Below are 20,664 nucleotides of genomic sequence, written 5' to 3'. Positions count from 1 at the left end.
GTTGGGCGGATTTCTTCTTTTCGGGATGGAAGAGGGGAAGGCACTGCAGAAGCGCTATGTCTTTGCGTTAGACCCGGACATTTTGAAACGGTATAATGACTTCCTCGCAGGGCGGGATCCCAAGACCCTAGAACAGTTTTCAGGCGAAGGTCTTAGTCGTCACACTCTGGAATTGATTATCTTTCAACGCGCTTTGCACGAAGGCGTGTGTGGCTGTGTGGTGATTTACGAGCCCTGGGGAGCGGTAACCAGTCATGCTCGGCAAATCGCAGAAGTGCGCTCCGGGCGTCTGGTTTCTAATCCCGTAGCCGGATTTGGAAACGATCCGCGCTACGATGATCTGATCTTCCTCAGCGACCCGATTCTGCATGCTGAAGACTTCTCTGTAGGTCTCTACACCCACTTTGAACGCCAGGATGTCTTGTCGTTGCAAAATCCCGACGCGGTTCGTGATCTCAGGTTCACCGCGTCTGCCAGTTGGCTTGTCGATGTTGCCGTTATCGAAGATTATGGCTTTAAGTTTGTTCCAGCGGACTCTTGGGGCAGTGCCATCAGGATGATTACTGTCAATCGGGCCGATGTCATGATGCAGCCGATTTCAAATGAGTCAGATTTCGGGATGGTGGTGAATGATGAGGGCGATAAGTTTCTTCCGATCCCAGGGATTAAACTGAATTTCCACGCTGATCGCCGCTTCTTCGTCTCAGAAAAGCATCCGGATGGAGCAGAGTTCCTAGACGTTTTAAATCGCGGTATTGAAAAGCTTGAAGCAACCGGATTCTTGAGGCGTGGACATATCGCAGCTGGGGTCATCGACCAGCGTATTCAGGACTGGACAGAAATTAAATAGTCCGCTGCCTCTTCTTTTTGGGGGGGGCATTCAGGCCAGCGTAACTGGCCCGAATGTAATTTCGGTCCAATTGCTATTTTTTATCAGCGTTTTCGAGGCGGGCGATCAGGCTGGAGGTGTCCCAGCGATTGCCGCCCATGGCTTGCACTTCAGCGTAGAACTGGTCGACCAGAGCCGTAACCGGCAAGCGGGCACCCGTGTCGTTCGCTGTTTTCAGGCAGATACCCAAATCCTTACGCATCCAGTCAACGGCAAAGCCAAACTCGAACTCGCCCTTAGCCATGGTTTCCCAGCGGTTTTCCATTTGCCAGGATTGGGCAGCGCCGCCGCGAATGGCGGATATGACAGCAGGAACATCAAGGTCGGCCTGCTTGGCAAAATGGATAGCCTCGGAGAGACCCTGAACAAGGCCTGCAATGCAGATCTGGTTGCACATCTTGGTGAGCTGACCGGCGCCGGTTTTCCCCATCAGGCCGGAGAACTTGGCAAAGCTGTCGATTACGGGTTTGGCCTTGTCGAAGGCCTCTTTGTCGCCGCCGCACATGACAGTCAGGACGCCGTTTTCAGCGCCGGCTTGGCCTCCGGAGACCGGAGCGTCGATAAAGCTGCAGCCCTTGTCCTTGGCAGCTGCATAAAGTTCACGGGCAACTTCGGCAGAGGCCGTGGTGTTGTCGATGAAGATTGCGCCTTCCTTGAGGCCATGGAACGCGCCGTCCGGACCGGTGGTCACGGAGCGAAGATCGTCATCATTACCAACGCAGCAGAAGACGTAGTCGCACCCTTCAGCTGCCTGCTTGGGTGTTTCGGCGTATGAGCCGCCGAACTCAGCCGCCCATTTTTGCGCTTTGGCTGTTGTGCGGTTGTAAACCGTTACCTCATTGCCACCCTTGTTTTTCAGGTGTCCTGCCATGGGATATCCCATAACGCCCAAACCGATAAACGCAACTTTTGCCATGCTCTAGATATCTCCTACCAAAAGATCAGGCCCGCCGTTGGCGGACCTGATGGTTCAATTCGTGGCAATTTATCTAGCTGATTTTGAAGCGTGTGTCAGTCGCTGCGCCGATGAAAGGGGTCGAGCCACAATTGTTCGAAACGGCGACGTTCGGCTTCCCGGCGGCTTGTCGGGCAATTTGCGTACCGTCTGCTTGGTTTGCGGTGGTGATCATGAGCGAAAATTCGTTGAAATCGCAGTCGCAAGCTGGTTCCAAAATCGTTGAGCATGGCGATTGTTCCCGGTTGTGAATGGGTCAAGACCAGTAGGGGCCACGAAGCCAGAGCCAGGGTGCCGATGTTCCGTCCCGTGTTTCTGCTGCCAGTCGCTTTTGGGTTTGCTGATCTGGCCGGGTGAACTGCGTGAACCGGGAAGCTTCCATCATGGATCTTGCATAGATATTTAACATTGACTTACATCCTTTTCTCGCTTTCTGTTAAGAAACTTGCCTTTAGCCTTGCGTAAATGCGAGTCAGGAAGAATTTTGATATGTAAGTGGAAATAACATATGGCCTGGCGAGACATGCCGCCGCTCTCAAGCTTGAGGGCTTTCGCTGCAGTTGCGGAAACAAAAAGCCTCTCTCAGGCGGGGCGGGCGCTGAACGTCACCCATGCGGCGATCTCTCAGCATGTGCGGAGCTTGGAAGAGCACATGGGCCTCAGTCTTGTGGTTCGGGAGGGACGGGGCGTTGCCTTGACCCCTGAAGGCCATCAGCTGGCCAGAGGTGTACAGGCCGGATTTGAGCACCTTCAAAATGCAGTGGAGGAACTCAGCGCCTGTACAGAAGGACGTCCACTCAATATCACCATGACCCCGGCTTTTGCGGTCAGTTGGTTGATGCCGCGCATCTCTGACTTTCGCCAGAAAAACCCCAATATTGAGTTGATGTTGAACCCCTCGGCGGATGTTGTGGAATTTCGTCCCGGCGGTTTGGACGTGGCCATTCGTTTTGGCCAAGGGAAATGGAGCGGGCTTGAGGCAGAGCTGTTGCTGCCAACGAATTTCGTGATTGTTGCAGCAACCGCGCTGATTGGCGACCGGGACATTTCAACTGCTGAAGATCTGCTCGAATACCCCTGGCTGCAGGAATACGGCACAAATGAACTGAGCCTCTGGGTTGAGCGTCAAGGCGTTGTTCCGAAGGGAAAACTTAACGTGACCCATTTGCCGGGTTATATGGTTTTGGAGGGGCTACGCCGCGGCGAAGGTGTTTCTGCAACAGCACGAGCCTTCATCGAAAGTGATATCAAGGCCGACCTTTTGAAGGTTCTGTTTGAAGACCAGATTATGTGCGGCACCGGCTATCATATTGTGACCCGGCCTGGCGTGATGCGCCCTGCAGTCAAGGCTTTTGTTTCCTGGTTACGGGAGCATGGCCGCGCCACCTGCGAGGCGATGTAACAGACCGCAACATGTCTGCGCCTCATGTCGCAAAAGCAAAGCGGTATGTCTTTCCCAGCTTATCTATCCATCCGGGTTAGGCGTAATGTACCGTTCAGTACGGTTGGCCTTGCGGAGGAATAATGGCGAATTTTGACTGGCATGCGGAGCGCAGTGATCTTGATGGCATTGCTTTGCTCGACCGTGCTCCGGAAAGCGAGGGCATTGATCTGACCGCCGTTCGTCTTTACAGGCGTCAACGTGTCCGGGATATGATGCGTCAGTATGGTGTTGATGCTGTCATCTTGTCTGATCCGATTAACATTCGCTACGCGACCGGCACGCGGAACATGCAGGTCTTTTCCCAGCGCAATGCGCCGGCGCGTTATCTGCTTTTAACGCAAGATCGCTCAATCCTGTTTGAATTCACCGGCTGTCACCATCTCGCCAATGGATTTGAAACGGTAGATGAGGTGCGCTCCGCCTCAACAGCCAGTTTTGTGGCAGCGGGTCCGGAAATTGCGGATCGGGAGCAGCGCTGGGCAGCTGAAATGGCAGACCTCTTGGCGGAACTGGTCGGTACAGGCGCAACCGTTGGGCTTGAGCGGCTCAATGCGGGTGTTGCAATTGCCTTGAAAGCCCAAGGACTTCGGATCGTTGATGCCCAAGAGCCGGTAGAAATGGCCCGCGCAATCAAGTCTGCAGAAGAGATGAAATGCGTCAATGCCTCGTTGCGCGCAACAGAAGTTGCTGTTGAAAAACTGCGCGCCGCGATCCGGCCCGGATTGAGCGAAAATGAACTCTGGTCGGTGCTGCACCAGTCGGTGATTGAGCAAAATGGCGATTATTGCGAGACACGTCTCCTGAACGCAGGTGCGCGTACGAATCCATGGTTTCAGGAGACCTCCACCCATCGGATTGGCGAAAATGAACTGATAGCGCTCGATACCGATGTGGTCGGTTGCCATGGCTATTACTCTGACTTTTCGCGCACATTTCATTCCGGACCAAACAAGCCGACGGACACCCAGCGCGAGCTTTACAAGGTCGCGTATGAGCAGGTGCACCACAACATGGATATCCTGAAACCCGGCATGAGCTTTCGTGACTATGCTGACCGGGCCTGGAACATCCCCGAGAAATATTACGCCAATCGGTATTACCTATCGGCCCATGGCTGCGGAATGACGGGAGAGTATCCTTATCTCTACCACCATGGCGACTTTCCGGACGCCGGTTACGACGGAATAGTCGAACCTGGCATGACCCTTTGTGTGGAGAGCTACATCGGAGAAGACGGCGGCAAAGAAGGCGTCAAATTAGAGCAGCAGGTCCTCATTACCGACACCGGTATCGAACTGCTCTCCCGCTTTCCGTTTGGAGAGGATTTACTTCGCTAAAGCCGCTCCGGGCATAGCTCGGAACGGCGAAATGATTAGCGCTTGAGGTGCCGTGTCAGTCGGGCTTCCAGCTTGTCCCAAATGCGGCGCAGAGTTTCCACGATCATCAGATAGAGGACGGCGGCCCAGATGTAGGCTTGGAAGTCATATGTCCGGGAGTAGGCGCGTTTCGTTTCTGCGAACATATCGAAAACAGTAACAATCGCTGCTATTGCAGATCCCTTGATCATTAAGATGATTTCATTGCCATAGGGACGGAGTGCCACAATCAGGGCCTGTGGCAGGATGATCTTGAAGAAGGTCACTGGTTTGGACAGTCCAAGGGCTGCTGCCCCTTCCCACTGGCCACGGGCTACGTTCTGCACGGCACCGCGCAGGATTTCTGCCTGATAGGCGGCTGTGTTCAACGTGAAGGCAAAAACAACACAGTAAAAGGCGTCCCGGAAAAACCACCAAAGACCTATGGACTGTAACTCCGGTCTGAAAGATCCAAATCCGTAGTAAATTAGGAACGTTTGAGCGATTAGCGGAGTGCCGCGGAAAAAGTACACGAACCCATAGGCTGGCCAGCTGAAAATCTTCCACTTTGATGAGCGAGCAGCAGCAATGGGAATCGAGAGCGCGGCTCCGAATAACAGAGACAATCCGACAATTTGAAGGGTTACGATCAGGCCATCGATGTATTTCTGACCGTATCTCTCAAGATAGCTGTCAAAGGTTTGGAGAGCCAATCGTTCGTTTGCATATTCCTGCCAGTCAATCGGCAAATAAGGTAGAAGAAACTCAAGTATCGGTTTTTCGAGGTTTCCGATTAGGTAGTAGACAAGATAAAGGCCAGCAATAGCCCATAGCGCCATGAGAACATGGCCAGCGATCCGAGCATTTGTCCATGGCTTTGGAGGTGCAGGTGGGCGGGGGGTGCCAGTTGCGGGGTTGGCGGCGATCATCGGCTTGTCTCCCCACGCTTGGACCAACCCTCAATTTTCGAAAGGCCTGCCGAAGAAATCATCGCTAGAATGAGGTAGAGCACACAGGCTAGCCCAAAGAACAGAAAGGGTTCTTTTGTATTTCGGGCAGCGACACCGACCTCGCGCAAAATATCTTCAAGTCCCACAACCGACACAAGAGCTGTATCTTTCAACAAAACCAACCACAAATTACCAAGTGCCGGAAGAGCTAGCCTGATAAGTTGTGGGACTATGATCAGGCGCATCGTCTTTGTGTGAGAGAGGCCCAAAGCGTACCCGCCTTCGTACTGTCCTTGGGGAATTCCGCGAAAAGCGGAGAGGAAGGCTTCCGAGGCATATGAAGAAAAGACGAACGAAAGCGCCACAACGCCTGCAACAAATGAATTGATATCGATTTGAACGTCATAGCCGAGAAGTCTAATTCCTTCTCTAATGGCGATCTGAAGGCCATAGTAGACCATGAAAAGCGTGAGTAGCTCGGGCAAGCCTCTAAAAATCGTCGTGTAAATGTTTGCGGCCATTTTGAGCGATGGCTCGCTAGAGTTTTTTGCGACGGCAATGATGAACCCCAAGAACAAGCCGAAGGGTAGGCTTGTTATGGCGAGACTGACCGTGATCAGAACACCATGAGCGATTTCGTCACCCCAGCCATTGGGGCCAAAGGATAAGAGCGTCAGCGCTTCGTTCATGGTCTCGGCGTTGCTTTCTTGTTCTTGAACGAGGCTGCCAGAGTGGCACCTGTTTGCAAAAAGAGCGCGACGAGAAACGACACGCCGCGCTCTTCAGACGTACTAGAAAGCGATATTAGTCGCCATAGACATCAAAGTCGAAGTACTTAGCGTTGATTTCTTCGTACTTACCATTTTCGCGGATAGCAACGATCGCTTTGTTGAACATTTCCTTCAACTCGTCTTCGCCCTTGCGGATGGCAATGCCAGCGCCTTCACCGTTGATGACCGGGTCAGACTTCAGCGTGCTGAGCACTTTGCAGCATGCGCCGTTTTCGGTTGCGAGCCAATCAGACAGTACCACAACATCTTCGATCACAGCGTCGATACGGCCATTTTCAAGGTCCAGCTTATACTCGTCAGCCGTTGGATAGAGCTTCAGCTCCGCATCCGGGAAGTGGGCTTCAGCATAGTTGGAGTGTGTGGTGGAGGATTGGGCACCGAGCAGAATGCCGCTCAGGTCTTCCTTGGTCACACCAGCCAGTTTGCTGTCTTTCGGCACACCAATTGCGGGCGGCGTGTTGTAGTATTTGTTGGTGAAGTCGACCTTCTGCTTACGCTCTTCAGTGATCGACATGGAAGCGATCACGGCGTCGAACTTGCCAGCCTGCAGAGCCGGGATCATGCCGTCCCAGTCTTGCGTGACGAATTCGCACTCCACCTTCATCTCTTCGCAAAGCGCGTTTGCGATGTCGATGTCGAAACCAACCAGCTGGCCGTCAGAGGTGAGGGAGTTGAATGGAGGGTAGGCTCCTTCGGTTCCAATCCGAACCTTGGACCAGTCATCAGCTTGGGCGGCGCCAACACCGGCAAGAACAACAGCGGCGGCCGCAGCCAAACGCAGAATACGCATGTTTGATTCCCCTATATTTTCAATTGGAGCAAAAGCCGGTCATCCGAGTTTTTACTCAATGGCGCTATTCCATACACTTCGACAAAGATTTCAAGAAGGGACGTGAAAAAACTTTTTGTATGGGCGCGAAAAGACAGGGCGGCTCAAGGGGATGCCCATGGGGCATGTGGGAAACGATCGGTCTGCCTCCGCCGTTTCCAGAGCGCGGTTGCTAAGGATGGATCAAAATCTCTGATCAAAGTGATGAAATGGATGAATTTGTCTGTTTGGTCTGTCTGGGCTACGAATTTTGACGCATGATTTCCGGACCTCCGGCATTTTTTGGGAGAGCAGTTTTGGCCGATTTACACCTCTATCTGGGTAACAAGAACTATTCGTCGTGGTCTTTTCGGCCATGGATTGCCATGCGGGCGAAAGACGTTTCTTTTACAGAAGAAGTGGTGCCATTTGATTTTGAATCCGGCAATCCGGCTTTCCGAACATTCTCACCGTCCATGAAGGTACCAGTTTTGCGCCATGGCGACCTGACAGTTTGGGATTCGCTGGCCATCATGGAATATGTGGCCGACCTTTATCCGGAACGTGGATTTTGGCCTGAAGACTTGAAGGCGCGTGCTTTGGCTCGGGCGATCTCTGCTGAAATGCATTCGGGCTTTACCGGCCTGCGCGGCGCGTGCCCGATGAACTTTCGTAAGCCTGCAGGCCATCTGGATGTGTCAGATGATGTGCGGGCCGATGTGGCGCGCATACTGAACATCTGGCGACAGTGTATTGAAACCTCGGGCGGACCGTTTTTGTTTGGTGATTTCACCATTGCAGATGCCATGTATGCGCCAGTGGTGAGCCGATTGGCTACCTACCAACTGACCAGCGATCCTGTGGCCGACCAATATGGCAATGCCATGCGTGGGACTGAGGCCTGGCAGGAATGGGAAGCTGCTGCACTTAAAGAAACGTGGATCGTTCCGGTTGATGAGGTCTAACTTAGGGGCCTGACCCTAAACACGCCAGAGATCGCTGGCGAGGTATTTTTCTTCTGCTTGCAGGTTCACAGCGCCGGTGTCGCGCATGAAACGGGTCAGCTGATCGACGAAGCGGCGGACCTTGAGTGGGACGAACCGGTTTGAGGGATAAACGGCATGAACGGGGTGGGGCGGATAGCACCATCCCGGCAGGACTTCTTCCAGCGAACCGGCCTCAAGATACGGCGCGATCATCCATCGGTTATAAAGGCCAATTCCAAGGCCCTGTATTGCCGCGTTGCGCAGCATAGCCGAGTTGTTGATGATCATGGTTGGGGTGATGTCGATGAACACCCGTGACCCGCATCGTCCCACCAGTGGCACCTGATGGCCAGTCGAGATGTTCTTGTAAAGCAGATAGTCGTGGCCTGTCAGATCTTCCGGTTTTTCCGGTCGACCGCGGCGGTTCAGATAGTCGGGTGAAGCGACCAGACAGCGTTGGGAGAGGCCGATGCGTTTGACAATCAAACGGTCATCGCGAATTTCTCCCAGCCTGATTGCCACATCCAGACGCTCAGCCATGACGTCGACAAAGAGGTCGGAGATCGAGATTTCAAGAAGCAGGCACGGATGCTCCTTCTTGAATGCGATCAGAAAGTCCGAAAGAACGTTTTCGGCAAAACCCATCGGCAAACCGATGGCAAGAGACCCGGACATCTGCGCTTCTTCGCTTTGCACTGAAAGGTCCGCGTCCCGCAATCGCTCGACAATGTCTTTTGCCTGCGTGAAATAGCGTTCCCCGGCTTCTGTCAACGCAAGGCGGCGTGTTGTCCGGTTGAAGAGCCGCGCACCAAGCGAGTCTTCCAATGATCGAACATGTTGGCTCACCGCGGGCTGTGAAATACCCAATTGTTTAGCGGCAGAAGAGAAACTGCCGAGATCGGCGGCGCGCACAAAGCTGGCGAGAGCGGTGAGTTTGTCCATGAAACGGTTCGTTTTCTATGTTTCTGGCTTATGCTTGTGCAACTTGACAGAGGTATTCATAAGGATGTCTTCTGAGTTTTATAACAAAAAAGCTACTTCAAAATTCTGCAGAATAAATCAAATCACTATCAACCGCGGCGATCACCGCGGCCCAGAATTTGGATCGGAGTTATCATGCGCACATCTTCTTCATCAATGAACCGCCGTGCATTTTTGGGTGCGGGGGCTGCAACTGGCGCCTTACTAGGGGCTGCAGGCGGTCTGACACTTGCAACATCTGCCCAAGCAGCAGCTCCCCTTGCTGGTAAGCCGTTGGTTGGCGCGATGCGCCGAAAAGTGGGTGATTTTGAAGTCACGGCTCTTTTGGACGGATATCTGGATGTCGAGAAAGGCTTGGTCATTGGGTACGACGACGCTGAGGCCAAGCGGCTGCGGGACGCTGCCTTTATTGAAGGTGAGGCTGTTCGTATTCCAGTCAATGCGTTCTTGATCAATACTGGCGACAAGCTGGTCCTGGGCGACGCAGGCACATCGTCTGCTCTTGGCCCAACTTTGGGGCACTTGACTGAACCATTGGCAGCCGCTGGAGTAACGCCGGATCAGATTGATGCCATCCTGATTACACACATGCATCCAGACCATCTCTTTGGTGTCTTGGACGGGGAGGGTAACAAGGTCTTCCCGAATGCCGAGTTGCTTCTGCCGGAAGCGGATAAGGCATTTTGGTATGACGATGCCATCATGGGCGGTGCGCCTGAGCAAATGCGCGCGTTTTTCGAAGGGGCGCGCCGTGCTGCGGATGCTTATCAAGATCGGCAGACGCTCTTCTCGGGGGACAGCGAGATTGTGTCAGGCGTTCGTCCTCTTGCCCTTCCAGGTCACACACCGGGTCACCATGGCTTTGTGATCGACAGCAATGGTGAAACACTCATCATCGCAGGTGATATTCTTCACATGGCGCCATATCAGTTTGCTAACCCGGATTGGGGCATTGCCTTTGATGTCGACAGTGCGCAAGCCACTGCGACGAGGAAGAAGTTCTTCGATCAGATGGCAACTGACCGGGTAATGTTCGCAGGGTCTCACGCTCCGTTTCCCGGTTTTGGATATGTCGGCCGTGAGGGCAACGCCTATCGCTTCGTGGCCGCCGATTGGCCTTACTCACTTTAAGCTGCCTATAGTCACCGAAGTCTGCTTAAATGGAATCCCGGCCATTGAGCCGGGATTTCTATAAGGTCTGAGTTTCACGGAAACGGGATGAAATCCACCAAACTGCCACGTTGGACAGCAGTTGCCTCTTCCGGGATCTCGATCAGGCCATCAGCTTCTCGAAGTCCGGTGATGAGGCCGGAGCCGTCCCGGTCAAACTTGCGGACAATTGTTCGCCCGTTTTCATCTGTTGCCAGTGTCCCTCGATAGAATTCACGGCGGTCGGGCTTTTTCTTCGGGACTTCAAAATCTGCCGGAACCTGAAACCGTCGTGGTTCGGGGAAGGGGCCACCACCCAGAAGTGACAGGACGGGCCGGGCGTAGAGCAGAAAGCAGACCATGGCCGCAACCGGGTTGCCGGGCAGGCCGAGGAACACACAGTTTTCGATCTGCCCGAACATCATGGGCCGTCCGGGCTTGATTGCCAGCTGCCACATGTGTCGTTGCCCCAGTTCATCAAGGGCGGACAAAATGTGGTCTTCTTCGCCTCGGCTTGCTCCGCCAGTGGTCAGAAGCATGTCGGAGCGGGAAGCAGCGTCTTTCAAGGTGGCAACGATGCGATCATGTGTATCGTTCAGGACGCCCAAATCCTCGATTTCGACGTCCACTTGTTCAAGTAGACCTCGAAGAAGGAAGTGGTTGGAATCATAGACTTCGCCGTGCTTCAACTCGGTTCCGGGGCGACGGATTTCATCTCCGGTGGACAGCACAGCCACGCGCAAACGCTTGAAGACGGATACCTGATTGAAGCCAATAGAGGCAATGGCAGCCGTGTCTTGTGGCCGCAAGCGATGGCCTGGTTCCAAAAGAGCAGTGCCTTTGGCCAAATCTTCACCAGCCTTTCTGCAGTTGGCCCCTTTTTTCAGTCCTTGCGGGATAATGACAAAGTCTTTGCCGTCCTGATCGTGCCGTTCACAGTCTTCCTGCATGGCGACCGTGTCAGCGCCGGGCGGCATAATGGCGCCAGTAAAGATGCGCGCTGCAGCCCATGGAGCCAGTTCTGTGTCGCTTGGATGACCGGCTGCAATCCGCTGTTCCAAGGGGAAAAAGCCGCCAGCAGGTTCATGATCCTTAAACCGGAATGCATATCCGTCCACAGCCGAATTGTCGGCCAGAGGGACATCGCGCGGCGCGATAATGTTTTGTGCAAGGATACGGCCATGAGCATCCGCCAGTGCCACCATCTCGGTACCGGCAACAGGGCTTAGCCTTTCTTTCAGGATGGCCAAGGCCTCGTGATGGCGAAGCCGGTCCTTGTCGTGCAAAAAACAGTCGTCGATAAGCGGTTGTGAGGTCACGTTGCGCTCTTTGTGTCCTTGTTTAGGGGCAGGCCAGTCGTTTTGGCAATAAAATCAGCCATTGCGGAAATGTCGTTCAAATCGAAGACGGGGAGGGTTTCGCCTTCAAGGTCATGATCTGCGGCAATGGCCAGAATATTCGGGTCCTTTGGCGCAAGCGGCTCGTTTTTTCTCGCGTCCAGTCGCCGCGCCTCGATTTTGGGATGGGTTTCGCGTTTGTAGCCCTCAATCATCACAAGATCGCACGGGGCAAGGCGTTGCAGGATTGCGTCCAGTGGCGGTTCTTCTTCGTCTCGGAGTTCATGCATCAGGGCCCAGCGGCGGCCGGAAACGAGGGCAACTTCCGAAGCGCCTGCTTCCCGGTGGCGATAGCTGTCCGCTCCTTCACGATCGATATCAAAATTGTGGTGGGCGTGCTTGACGGTAGAGACCTTGAAGCCGCGATGTGTCATTTCAGCCACGAGGCTGGTGACCAGTTGGGTTTTGCCGGAATTCTTCCAGCCGGTGATGCCGAAGATGTGGTTGGGCGTGTCTTTTTGTTTCATGAAATCAAAGCTTCCCAATCGCTTTGCGAGCGGTGGTGAGGTCGTCCGGCCGGTTGGCATTGAAAAACGGGTCTAGGCCGTCTGGTCCTGTGTCATTGAAAGCAACTTCAACGCTGTCATGGCGGTCAACGAAGGCCAGCACCTTGCCGGTTTTGCCTGCCAAAAGCCAATCCCGCAAATCGCTTTCAAGCGCAACAGGCCATAGGCCAAAGACCGGATGCAGTTTGTCTTGCGAGCTGGCAAGCGCGATTACCGGTTTGTTGGCCGGAACGGCCTTAAGGAAACGGTCCACCAGGTTTGTTGGAAAGAATGGACAGTCGCCAGCAACAGACACGACATGCGTCATGTCTGGCGCGTTTGTTTTGGCGTAAGACAGGCCCGCTAGAATGCCAGCGAGAGGTCCAGCAAAATCGCCAACCGGATCAGCAACCACTGGCAGCTTGTGTTCGGCAAATCGTTCTGGATCGCCATTGGCGTTTAAGATGATGTGTGGCGCCTGTGGTTCAAGACGCTTCAAGATGACCGAGAGCATGGACTGGCCGCCGATATCAAGAAGGGTTTTGTCGCCGCCACCCATCCGCCGGGACTGCCCTCCAGCAAGAACACAGGCAAGTGTTGTCTGTCGTGAGGGATGCGTGCTCATTCGTCGCCCTCCCGACCTTTGCGAGACGCGCGCTTTGGCTCGTCGTCCATATCGTCTGGGTTCATGTCGAACACGATCCGTTCGCTTCCCGAAAGAGCCACAAACCGTTTCCCGCGCGCCCGGCCTATCAAAGTGAGACCTGCGCGCTGGGCGAGTTCAACACCCCACGCTGTAAAGCCGGATCGTGACACCAGAATGGGGATGCCCATCATGACCGTCTTGATGACCATCTCGGAAGTTAAGCGCCCTGTAGTGTAAAAGCTTTTATCGTCTGCGATAATATCGTTCAGCGTCATCCAACCTGCGATTTTATCGACAGCATTGTGTCTACCTACATCTTCCATATATGCCAAAGGCTTATCCTGCTCACACAAGACGCAGCCATGGATCGCGCCCGCTTCAAGATAAAGAGATGGCGTTGTGTTGATGGCTTTGGTGAGCGAATAAAGCCAGGACGTTTTCAGTTCTGCTTTCGGAAGGTCGATGGTGTCGAAGCTCTCCATCACATCGCCAAAAATGGTGCCTTGTGCGCAGCCGGATGTTCGGACCTTCTTTTTCAGTTTTTCCTCGTAGTTGGTCTCGCGCTCTGTGCGGACAACAACGACTTCGAGGTCATCATCATAGTCGATGCCTGTGATGACATCGTCCGGCTTCAACATGTTCTGGTTTTTCAGGTAACCGACGGCCAAGAGGTCCGGGTGGTCGCCAATGGTCATCATGGTGACCACTTCCTGGGAATTCAGGTAAAGCGTCAGTGCTTTTTCTGTGACGACACGGGTATCGACCGGTTTGCCGGTGTGGTCGATGCCGGTGACTGAGGTGGACAGTCGGGCATCATGCGGATCTGGCTTGAGAAGGTATTCGTGCGGCAAAAAGCGACTCCAAAGGTAGAACCGCTTAAATATGGGAGGCGCATCGCGCTTGGCAAGGCCGAGACGGTCATGCCGAAAGTCCAAGAAGTACTTGTTGCGCCCGGATCAGCCCAGCATCATGCCGTTTGTCAGGCGGCTTTCGCGCATTTCTTCCGAAAAGCAGCAAAGAGCGTTCATGCTTTCGTCCACCGAAATACGAGATGGACGGTCCACGACAAACTGCAGCGCTGGATGAAGCTGTGCAACCTCAAGCGTGGTCAGGTCGCGGAAGAACATCAAGCTGTTCGGAAACAGGCGTGCTGGAGCTGGCTCATGGAAGATCGCTTCCATTTCTCCAACGCGGGCGTCTTGCATCACGCAGTAAAGGGTGTCGAGCACTGGACCCGGCTTACCTTCAAAATAGTGAAGGACATGGGTGTTGCCCATCAAAAGAGCGCCGGTCACGCCTTTGCGGCGGTTCATGCGGCGAATGCGTGTCAGGGAATAATCGAGCTCCTTCTGCAGCTCGGGCGACACATTCTTCCATTCGATCTTGGATCGAAAACAAATCCGATAGAGTTCCATTTCGCACCTCTTGGACCTTCTGTCCTGATGTCTTCGATGGTGCGCTTCAATTCCTCACATTTGATTAATACCGTTTAGGATTTGGAAAGCATAAAAAAGGCGGAGAACAGTTATCCCCAACTTCACGAAAAGAAAAAATTGGGAGCAGAAACGTTGAATCGTGCCGTGGTCAAGTTCCGCAAGGTTAATACTTATCTGGTTATCTTTGACCAGTCGTAGATTGCGCAGGTCGTTGGTCTTGGCAACGGCAGGTTGAGGTGAGGAGGAGGCACGCCGAAGGTTTAAAATTTCCGCTCTTCACCAGACCATTTGAAGAACTTGCCAGTTTGGGACAGGGTAAGAGATACGGCAATTGAAATGACGCCGTTTGCGACATCTGCTGGGTCATTGTCCGCATCAGCGCCGCCCATGTCGGTGCGCACCCAGCCTGGATCGATCAAGGCAACGGGAATGTTGTCGTCATGGAGATCTGTAGCAAGACCTTGCATCACCTTGTTCACAGCAGCCTTGGAGGCCCGGTAGGCGATGCGGTCTGATTTGGCGTAGCCCATCCAGGACATTTGACTGGAGATCGTCAGAATGCGCCCGTGCGCCGCTTGTCTTAATTGCTGTAGGAAGGCCTGAGTTATCAGAAGCGGGGCCAGAGTGTTCACTTCCAGCGTTTTGGCGAATCCCGCAAAATCCATATCGAGCGGTGATTGTCTGTCTGGGCCTATAATGCCCGCATTGTTGATCAGGATATCCAGCGGACCGCTCAATTCACGAGCTGCAGCCTGAACAGCGTTGTGATCAGTCACGTCGAAGATGAGCGGTGTGGCCTTGTCAGACGTTTCGCTCTTCAATGAGTTGGCTTGTTCTTCTGTGCGAACTGACCCGTAAACACTCCAGCCTTTGGCAAGTGCTGATTTGGTCAGCTCAAGGCCTATGCCGCGATTTGCACCTGTAATCAGAATACGGGTCATGGTGTCTCCAATGGCGTGAAATCAATATTGTCAGACGTAGCAGGACTGCTGGCGTCGGCAAGCGCAAGCCGTTCTTTTCCAATTGCGAAATCGGCGAGGTGATTGACGCCCTGAAATCACTCACTAGGTTAGCAGTCAAATATGGCTGGCGGATGCGTCAGTTTTTTGACGCGGAATGAGGGAATTTATGAGCGACTCCATCAAGCAGGCGGTTCTTGAACAGTTGGCAAAGGTCAAAGGCCCGGATTTGGAGGGCGACCTCGTTTCGCTCGGTCTGGTATCGGATGTGTTTGTGTCTGACGGCCGTGTGGCGTTTTCCATCACTGTCCCAGCGGATCGGGCGCAAGAGCTGGAGCCATTGCGCCAAGCAGCGGAAAAAGTGGTGAAGGATGTGCCGGGTGTTGAGAATGCCATGGTGGCACTCACAGCTGAAAAAGCTCCGGGCGCTAAGTCGTCAACACCGCCGCCTGCACGTCCGGCGCCGTCAAAGGCGCAGATGGGGGCTGTCCCGCCGCCGATGCAAGGGCGTGCCACCCCTTCAGAAGAGCAAGGCGCTCAAAAGCCCGGCGTGCCCGGTGTTAAAACAATCATCGCCGTTGCTTCTGGCAAAGGCGGTGTTGGAAAATCAACCACAACGGCCAATCTGGCGTTAGGACTGCAGGCCAATGGACTGAAGGTTGGCGTTCTTGATGCTGACATTTATGGCCCGTCGGTCCCGCGCCTCTTTCAGGTGACAGGCCGGCCGGAGCCTGTTTCTGGCCGTATTCTGAAGCCACTGGAAGGCTATGGCGTTAAAGTCATGTCCATGGGCTTTATGGTGGAAGAAGAAACGCCAATGATCTGGCGCGGCCCGATGGTCATTTCAGCCCTAACCCAGATGCTGCGGGAAGTGGCTTGGGGCGAGCTGGATGTGCTGGTTGTCGATATGCCTCCAGGAACAGGTGATGCGCAGCTGACCATGGCGCAACAAGTGCCGCTTGCGGGGGCTGTGATTGTATCCACTCCGCAGGATCTTGCGCTTATTGATGCGCGCAAGGGTTTGAACATGTTCCGCCGTGTGGATGTGCCTGTGCTCGGTATCGTGGAGAACATGAGCTACTTCCTATGCCCGGATTGCGGCAGTCGTCACGATATCTTTGGCCATGGTGGGGCGCGTGCAGAAGCTGAGAAACTGGGGGTCCCATTCTTGGGTGAGGTGCCGCTCAACATGCAAATCCGTGAGACTTCTGATGCCGGAACGCCAGTCGTCGTTTCGGACCCTGATGGTCAGCACGCCAAGATTTATCGAGACATTGCGGAAAAAGTGATGGGCGAGCTTCAACGGTATGAGGGAGAGGCGCAGCGCGCAGCTCCAAAAATTGTCTATGAGTAGACGCTGAGCCGCTGAAAACCCTCAATAAGCTTGAGAAATCTATTCTGAAAGGCGTCGGCTTTGCTCGGCGTCTTTTTTGTTTGGGTGTCAAAAATGTTATTTCAGTTTTGAAATAATTTGAGGTCTGCATTGCTGCGGTGCACAATAAGCACTGTCAGAGTATCGGTTGAATTACTTAGTAACTATGCGCGTAATGGTTGAGTTTGAGGAGTTTTTCGGTTCACTTGCAACCCATGCGACTCACGATTTGCCATTTTGGGCTTTTTTCGACATCCGCAATAAACTGGAATTTTGGTTTCAAGTATGTGTTTTTGTCTTATATTATGTATTTTATACTGATGAAGTCATTTTTTGATCAGAAAATGAGTGATAATACATATATCTTTGCATCGCAGCATTGATTTCAATTGCGACTAATCGCTTATCGCGCAAAACTCAGCCTATCAAGGAGAGAAAGTTTATGTCGCAATCGACCTCGGTCGAGCCCGCAATCGCACCTGAAGACTCGGATCGGGCTTTGCTATACGGGTTTGTCGGGCGCCTGCTACAGGCTGCCCCGGATGCTGCTGATCTGACTGTGCTCTCCAAGATATCTTCCGATCCGGAAGACACTTCCCCCATTGGTAACGCTCTGCGTTCACTCACTGCGCTTGCAGAAGAGGTGACTTCAGAAGACGTTCTCCGCGAATACCACGATCTTTTTATCGGGGTTGGTCGGGGAGAGTTGGTTCCGTTTGGTTCATACTATCTGACGGGTTTCCTTAACGAGAAGCCTCTTGCAGACTTGCGTGTGTCGATGTCCAATTTGGGAATAGAGCGCGCAGAAGGGGTGAATGAACCGGAAGACCACATTGCAGCTCTTTTGCAAATGATGGAGGGACTCATTCAGGGAGACTTTGGTCACGAAGTGCCTTTATCCCTGTGTGAGCAGAGATCATTTTTCAATGATCATCTCGCGAAATGGGCGCCGCATTTTTTCAAAGACCTCGCCGCGCAAGACACGAGCCGCTTTTATGCGGCCGTTGGTGTTTTGGGGCAGGCGGTTATTGATGTTGAAACAGAAGCTTTTGAAATGATCGGCTGAACAGGTCGCGCTGTTTGATCGATGTCATTGAATTTTGATCGTGTTCGCTTTGGAACTGCGGTCAAGTTCGAAACGACCCGAATTGAGAGATTCGGACGAGAGGAGAGGACGGAAATGGACAAAAAGACCCGAGACACCGCTGATCGGCGGGACTTCTTGAAACTGGCCGGACTTGGATCCCTGGCTGGTGGGGCCACCCTTGTGACGGGAACGGCTGAAGCAGCCGCACCTTCGTCTGAAGCGGGCAATGGATACCGCGAGACAGATCACGTCAAAAAAGTCTACGAAATAGCTCGGTTTTAATTGATCGGGATTCAAGCTCGGGACGCGCCGGGTTTGGAGCCGGGAAGAGGTTCTTGAAACCACTTCCACTTGAGGGAGAGGAAATATGCTCAGGAAAAAGGCAAACGGCATAGCCCGCCGTGGCCGCCTGTCAGCTGCATTGGCTGAGGTTGGCGCGAGCACCATGGATCGCCGCACGTTCCTGCGTCGCTCCGGTGTGACGGCAGGTGGTCTTGCTGCGTTGTCCGCTGTTGGCGGCGGCATGGTGCAGAAGGCCGAAGCGGCAGGTGCTGCAGCTGGCGGTAAGGTCCAGATCAAAAAGACAGTTTGTACGCACTGTTCGGTCGGTTGTACGGTTCTGGCAGAGGTTCAGGACGGTGTCTGGGTTGGCCAAGAGCCTGGCTTTGACAGCCCGTTCAACCTAGGGTCTCATTGTGCGAAGGGCGCGGCAGTTCGCGAACACGCACATGGCGAGCGCCGGTTGAAATATCCAACCAAACTGGTCAACGGCAAATGGGAAAAGGTGTCCTGGGAACAGGCCATCAACGAGATCGGCGACAAGATGCTGTCGATCCGCGATGAGTCCGGTCCAGATTCCGTTTATTGGCTCGGCTCGGCAAAGCACAACAACGAACAGGCCTATCTGTTCCGTAAGTTTGCAGCGTTCTGGGGGACCAACAACGTCGACCACCAGGCACGGATTTGTCACTCCACCACAGTTGCAGGTGTTGCCAACACCTGGGGCTACGGCGCGATGACCAACTCCTACAACGACATCCACAATTCTCGGGCCATCTTCGTGATCGGCGGCAACCCCGCTGAAGCGCACCCGGTATCGTTGTTGCACCTTCTGAAGGCGAAGGAAGAAAACAACGCCCCGATGATCGTTTGTGACCCGCGGTTCACCCGGACCGCAGCTCACGCGACCGAATATGTCCGGTTCCGTCCGGGCTCCGACGTTGCTTTGGTTTGGGGTATTCTCTGGCACATCTTTGAAAATGGCTGGGAAGATAAAGAGTTCATTCGCCAGCGCGTCTGGGGTATGGACCAGATCAAGGAAGAAGTTGCCAAGTGGGATCCCGAAGAGGTTGAGAGCGTTACCGGTGTTCCGGGGTCTCAGCTCAAGCGCGTTGCTCGCACACTTGCCAACAACCGTCCGGGCACCGTTATCTGGTGCATGGGTGGTACACAGCATACAAACGGCAACAACAACACCCGCGCTTACTGCGTGTTGCAGCTTGCACTCGGCAACATGGGTAAAGCTGGTGGCGGTACCAACATTTTCCGTGGCCACGACAACGTGCAAGGCGCAACAGACCTTGGTGTTCTTTCGCACACTCTACCGGGCTACTATGGCGTGTCCGAAGGGGCTTGGAAGCACTGGTCTCGCGTTTGGAATGTCGAGCACAGCTACATGGAAGGTCGCTTCGGTTCGACCGACCTGATGACCAGTGCTGGTATTCCGGTGTCGCGCTGGATCGATGGTGTTCTGGAAGACAAGGGCAACATGGACCAGCCGGACAACGTCCGCGCCATGGTGTTCTGGGGCCACGCACCAAACTCCCAGACACGCTTGACCGACATGAAAACGGCCATGGAAAAGCTCGACATGCTCGTCGTGATTGATCCATTCCCGACCGTGTCTGCGGTCCTTTCTGACCGCAAGGACGGCGTCTATCTGTTGCCGGCGACGACCCAGTTCGAAACCTTCGGGTCCGTGACTGCGTCCAACCGCTCCATCCAGTGGCGCGAGCAGGTCATCGATCCGCTGTTTGAATCGAAGACTGATCACGAAATTGCTTATCTGTTTGCGCAGAAGTTCGGTTTCGAAGTTGAGATGTTCAAGAACATTTCGGTCGAGGGCACCATTCCGAGCATTGAAGACACGACCCGTGAATTCAACAGCGGCATGTGGACCATCGGCTACACCGGCCAATCGCCGGAGCGCCTCAAGAAGCATATGGAAAACCAGCACACGTTCGACCGCACAACGCTTCAGGCGCGTGGTGGACCGTGCGACGGAGAATACTACGGTATGCCGTGGCCGTGCTGGGGGACCGCAGAAATGGGGCACCCTGGGACTCCAATCCTCTACGATCCGTCCAAATCTGTTGCTGAAGGTGGCCTGACATTCCGCGCCCGCTTCGGCGTAGAAAAAGATGGCGACAACCTTCTGGCTGAAGGCTCGTATTCGGAAGGCTCGGAGATCGAGGACGGTTATCCGGAATTCACCATGGCCATGCTCAAATCCTTGGGCTGGGATGGCGATCTGACCGACGAAGAGCGGTCTGCCATTGAAGCTGTGGCTGGCGACAAGACCAACTGGAAGACCGACCTTTCCGGCGGTATCCAGCGTGTTGCCATCAAGCACGGCTGTGCACCGTTTGGAAACGCGAAAGCCCGGACTGTTGTCTGGACGTTCCCGGATCCTGTACCGCTGCACCGCGAGCCGCTCTATACCAATCGCCGTGATCTTCTGGATCGCTATGCGACCTATGACGACAAGAAGGCATATCGTCTTCCGACCGCCTATGCGTCGATCCAGAAGAACGACTATTCCAAGGACTTCCCGATGATCCTGACATCAGGTCGTCTTGTGGAATATGAAGGCGGCGGGGACGAGACCCGGTCCAACCCGTGGCTGGCTGAACTTCAGCAGGACATGTTCGTTGAGATCAATCCGTCCGATGCCAACGATCTTGGTGTTCGTGAT

The 20,664-nt window shown here is 54.0% G+C and carries 21 protein-coding genes; 9 read left to right on the top strand and 12 right to left on the bottom strand.

Going from position 1 to position 20,664, the window contains the following annotated elements; genetic code table 11:
- Positions 1–850 (top strand): hypothetical protein (locus TRICHSKD4_RS17860; RefSeq protein WP_040617086.1); only part of this gene is annotated, 850 nt, incomplete at its 5' end.
- A 73-nt stretch (positions 851–923) separates the two neighbouring features.
- Here TRICHSKD4_RS17860 and TRICHSKD4_RS17855 read toward each other — a convergent pair.
- Both TRICHSKD4_RS17855 and TRICHSKD4_RS30880 read right to left on the bottom strand, forming a co-directional pair.
- On the bottom strand, positions 924–1,805 hold the full coding sequence (locus tag TRICHSKD4_RS17855; RefSeq protein WP_009468298.1) for an NAD(P)-dependent oxidoreductase: 882 nt from the start codon (positions 1,803–1,805) through the stop codon (positions 924–926).
- A 295-nt stretch (positions 1,806–2,100) separates the two neighbouring features.
- Positions 2,101–2,253 carry a hypothetical protein gene (locus tag TRICHSKD4_RS30880; protein ID WP_168157046.1) on the bottom strand — a complete coding sequence of 51 codons (153 nt, stop codon included), beginning with the start codon at positions 2,251–2,253 and terminating at the stop codon, positions 2,101–2,103.
- Between the two features lie 99 nt (positions 2,254–2,352).
- On the opposite strand from TRICHSKD4_RS30880, the gene TRICHSKD4_RS17845 reads away from it, so the two are divergent.
- Together TRICHSKD4_RS17845 and TRICHSKD4_RS17840 are read left to right on the top strand one after the other, a co-directional pair.
- A complete protein-coding gene (locus TRICHSKD4_RS17845; RefSeq protein ID WP_009468295.1) occupies positions 2,353–3,246 on the top strand; it encodes a LysR family transcriptional regulator in 894 nt (297 codons plus the stop codon).
- 122 nt (positions 3,247–3,368) lie between these two features.
- Positions 3,369–4,625, top strand: coding sequence for a Xaa-Pro peptidase family protein (locus tag TRICHSKD4_RS17840; protein ID WP_009468294.1), 1,257 nt, complete (start codon positions 3,369–3,371; stop codon positions 4,623–4,625).
- Between the two features lie 35 nt (positions 4,626–4,660).
- On the opposite strand, the gene TRICHSKD4_RS17835 is transcribed toward TRICHSKD4_RS17840, so the two are convergent.
- From TRICHSKD4_RS17835 to TRICHSKD4_RS17825, 3 genes are all read right to left on the bottom strand, one after another.
- Positions 4,661–5,572, bottom strand: a complete 912-nt coding sequence (locus TRICHSKD4_RS17835) for an ABC transporter permease (RefSeq protein WP_009468293.1) — start codon at positions 5,570–5,572, stop codon at positions 4,661–4,663.
- A complete protein-coding gene (locus TRICHSKD4_RS17830; protein ID WP_009468292.1) occupies positions 5,569–6,282 on the bottom strand; it encodes an ABC transporter permease in 714 nt (237 codons plus the stop codon). Before TRICHSKD4_RS17830 ends, TRICHSKD4_RS17835 begins: the two co-directional genes overlap by 4 nt.
- Positions 6,283–6,397: 115 nt before the next feature.
- The gene (locus TRICHSKD4_RS17825) at positions 6,398–7,174 is read right to left on the bottom strand and encodes an ABC transporter substrate-binding protein (protein WP_009468291.1); all 777 of its coding nucleotides are present in this window, start codon (positions 7,172–7,174) and stop codon (positions 6,398–6,400) included.
- A 335-nt stretch (positions 7,175–7,509) separates the two neighbouring features.
- Here TRICHSKD4_RS17825 and TRICHSKD4_RS17820 point away from each other — a divergent pair, with 335 nt between their 5' ends.
- Positions 7,510–8,157, top strand: a complete 648-nt coding sequence (locus TRICHSKD4_RS17820; protein WP_009468289.1) for a glutathione S-transferase family protein — start codon at positions 7,510–7,512, stop codon at positions 8,155–8,157.
- Between the two features lie 15 nt (positions 8,158–8,172).
- Here TRICHSKD4_RS17820 and TRICHSKD4_RS17815 read toward each other — a convergent pair whose 3' ends face one another.
- Positions 8,173–9,120, bottom strand: a complete 948-nt coding sequence (locus tag TRICHSKD4_RS17815; protein WP_009468288.1) for a LysR family transcriptional regulator — start codon at positions 9,118–9,120, stop codon at positions 8,173–8,175.
- A gap of 174 nt (positions 9,121–9,294) precedes the next feature.
- On the opposite strand from TRICHSKD4_RS17815, the gene TRICHSKD4_RS17810 reads away from it, so the two are divergent.
- Positions 9,295–10,290 carry an MBL fold metallo-hydrolase gene (locus tag TRICHSKD4_RS17810; protein ID WP_009468287.1) on the top strand — a complete coding sequence of 332 codons (996 nt, stop codon included), beginning with the start codon at positions 9,295–9,297 and terminating at the stop codon, positions 10,288–10,290.
- Between the two features lie 74 nt (positions 10,291–10,364).
- On the opposite strand, the gene glp is transcribed toward TRICHSKD4_RS17810, so the two are convergent.
- From glp to TRICHSKD4_RS17780, 6 genes are all read right to left on the bottom strand, one after another.
- On the bottom strand, positions 10,365–11,627 hold the full coding sequence (gene glp / locus TRICHSKD4_RS17805; protein ID WP_009468286.1) for a gephyrin-like molybdotransferase Glp: 1,263 nt from the start codon (positions 11,625–11,627) through the stop codon (positions 10,365–10,367).
- Complete coding sequence (gene mobB / locus TRICHSKD4_RS17800) at positions 11,624–12,172, bottom strand: molybdopterin-guanine dinucleotide biosynthesis protein B (RefSeq protein WP_009468285.1); 549 nt, start codon at positions 12,170–12,172, stop codon at positions 11,624–11,626. The genes glp and mobB overlap by 4 nt, the downstream gene beginning before the upstream one ends.
- A gap of 4 nt (positions 12,173–12,176) precedes the next feature.
- The gene (mobA, locus tag TRICHSKD4_RS17795; protein WP_009468284.1) at positions 12,177–12,815 is read right to left on the bottom strand and encodes a molybdenum cofactor guanylyltransferase MobA; all 639 of its coding nucleotides are present in this window, start codon (positions 12,813–12,815) and stop codon (positions 12,177–12,179) included.
- Entirely contained in the window at positions 12,812–13,687 is an 876-nt protein-coding gene (fdhD, locus tag TRICHSKD4_RS17790) for a formate dehydrogenase accessory sulfurtransferase FdhD (protein ID WP_040617197.1), read from the bottom strand. Before fdhD ends, mobA begins: the two co-directional genes overlap by 4 nt.
- 105 nt (positions 13,688–13,792) lie before the next feature.
- Positions 13,793–14,251: a BLUF domain-containing protein gene (locus TRICHSKD4_RS17785; protein ID WP_009468282.1), complete on the bottom strand. Its 459-nt coding sequence runs from the start codon at positions 14,249–14,251 to the stop codon at positions 13,793–13,795.
- A gap of 281 nt (positions 14,252–14,532) precedes the next feature.
- Positions 14,533–15,213, bottom strand: a complete 681-nt coding sequence (locus TRICHSKD4_RS17780; protein WP_009468280.1) for an SDR family NAD(P)-dependent oxidoreductase — start codon at positions 15,211–15,213, stop codon at positions 14,533–14,535.
- 187 nt (positions 15,214–15,400) lie between these two features.
- On the opposite strand from TRICHSKD4_RS17780, the gene apbC reads away from it, so the two are divergent.
- The 4 genes from apbC to TRICHSKD4_RS17760 all read left to right on the top strand — a co-directional run.
- On the top strand, positions 15,401–16,585 hold the full coding sequence (gene apbC / locus TRICHSKD4_RS17775) for an iron-sulfur cluster carrier protein ApbC (RefSeq protein ID WP_009468279.1): 1,185 nt from the start codon (positions 15,401–15,403) through the stop codon (positions 16,583–16,585).
- Positions 16,586–17,045: 460 nt separating this feature from the next.
- Positions 17,046–17,669 (top strand): molecular chaperone, encoded by a 624-nt coding sequence (locus TRICHSKD4_RS17770; protein WP_009468277.1) that lies wholly within the window; start codon positions 17,046–17,048, stop codon positions 17,667–17,669.
- A gap of 114 nt (positions 17,670–17,783) precedes the next feature.
- A complete protein-coding gene (locus TRICHSKD4_RS17765) occupies positions 17,784–17,972 on the top strand; it encodes a twin-arginine translocation signal domain-containing protein (RefSeq protein ID WP_009468276.1) in 189 nt (62 codons plus the stop codon).
- 85 nt (positions 17,973–18,057) lie between these two features.
- The coding region (locus TRICHSKD4_RS17760) for a molybdopterin-dependent oxidoreductase (RefSeq protein WP_040617085.1) at positions 18,058–20,664 on the top strand (2,607 nt) is incomplete at its 3' end.

It is taken from the genome of Roseibium sp. TrichSKD4 (assembly GCF_000148725.1).
Taxonomy (GTDB): Bacteria; Pseudomonadota; Alphaproteobacteria; order Rhizobiales; family Stappiaceae; genus Roseibium.
Note: the sequence above shows the minus strand (reverse complement) of the source record. Positions and strands in the feature narration are given on the sequence as shown.

Bases quoted from the DNA above. Each gene is read 5' to 3' on its own strand.
- TRICHSKD4_RS17855 (WP_009468298.1), bottom strand. From the start codon at position 1,805: ATGGCAAAAGTTGCGTTTATCGGTTTGGGCGTTATGGGATATCCCATG.
- TRICHSKD4_RS30880 (WP_168157046.1), bottom strand. From the start codon at position 2,253: ATGTTAAATATCTATGCAAGATCCATGATGGAAGCTTCCCGGTTCACG.
- TRICHSKD4_RS17845 (WP_009468295.1), top strand. From the start codon at position 2,353: ATGGCCTGGCGAGACATGCCGCCGCTCTCAAGCTTGAGGGCTTTCGCT.
- TRICHSKD4_RS17840 (WP_009468294.1), top strand. From the start codon at position 3,369: ATGGCGAATTTTGACTGGCATGCGGAGCGCAGTGATCTTGATGGCATT.
- TRICHSKD4_RS17835 (WP_009468293.1), bottom strand. From the start codon at position 5,572: ATGATCGCCGCCAACCCCGCAACTGGCACCCCCCGCCCACCTGCACCT.
- TRICHSKD4_RS17830 (WP_009468292.1), bottom strand. From the start codon at position 6,282: ATGAACGAAGCGCTGACGCTCTTATCCTTTGGCCCCAATGGCTGGGGT.
- TRICHSKD4_RS17825 (WP_009468291.1), bottom strand. From the start codon at position 7,174: ATGCGTATTCTGCGTTTGGCTGCGGCCGCCGCTGTTGTTCTTGCCGGT.
- TRICHSKD4_RS17815 (WP_009468288.1), bottom strand. From the start codon at position 9,120: ATGGACAAACTCACCGCTCTCGCCAGCTTTGTGCGCGCCGCCGATCTC.
- TRICHSKD4_RS17810 (WP_009468287.1), top strand. From the start codon at position 9,295: ATGCGCACATCTTCTTCATCAATGAACCGCCGTGCATTTTTGGGTGCG.
- mobB (WP_009468285.1), bottom strand. From the start codon at position 12,172: ATGAAACAAAAAGACACGCCCAACCACATCTTCGGCATCACCGGCTGG.
- mobA (WP_009468284.1), bottom strand. From the start codon at position 12,815: ATGAGCACGCATCCCTCACGACAGACAACACTTGCCTGTGTTCTTGCT.
- TRICHSKD4_RS17785 (WP_009468282.1), bottom strand. From the start codon at position 14,251: ATGGAACTCTATCGGATTTGTTTTCGATCCAAGATCGAATGGAAGAAT.
- TRICHSKD4_RS17780 (WP_009468280.1), bottom strand. From the start codon at position 15,213: ATGACCCGTATTCTGATTACAGGTGCAAATCGCGGCATAGGCCTTGAG.
- apbC (WP_009468279.1), top strand. From the start codon at position 15,401: ATGAGCGACTCCATCAAGCAGGCGGTTCTTGAACAGTTGGCAAAGGTC.
- TRICHSKD4_RS17770 (WP_009468277.1), top strand. From the start codon at position 17,046: ATGTCGCAATCGACCTCGGTCGAGCCCGCAATCGCACCTGAAGACTCG.
- TRICHSKD4_RS17765 (WP_009468276.1), top strand. From the start codon at position 17,784: ATGGACAAAAAGACCCGAGACACCGCTGATCGGCGGGACTTCTTGAAA.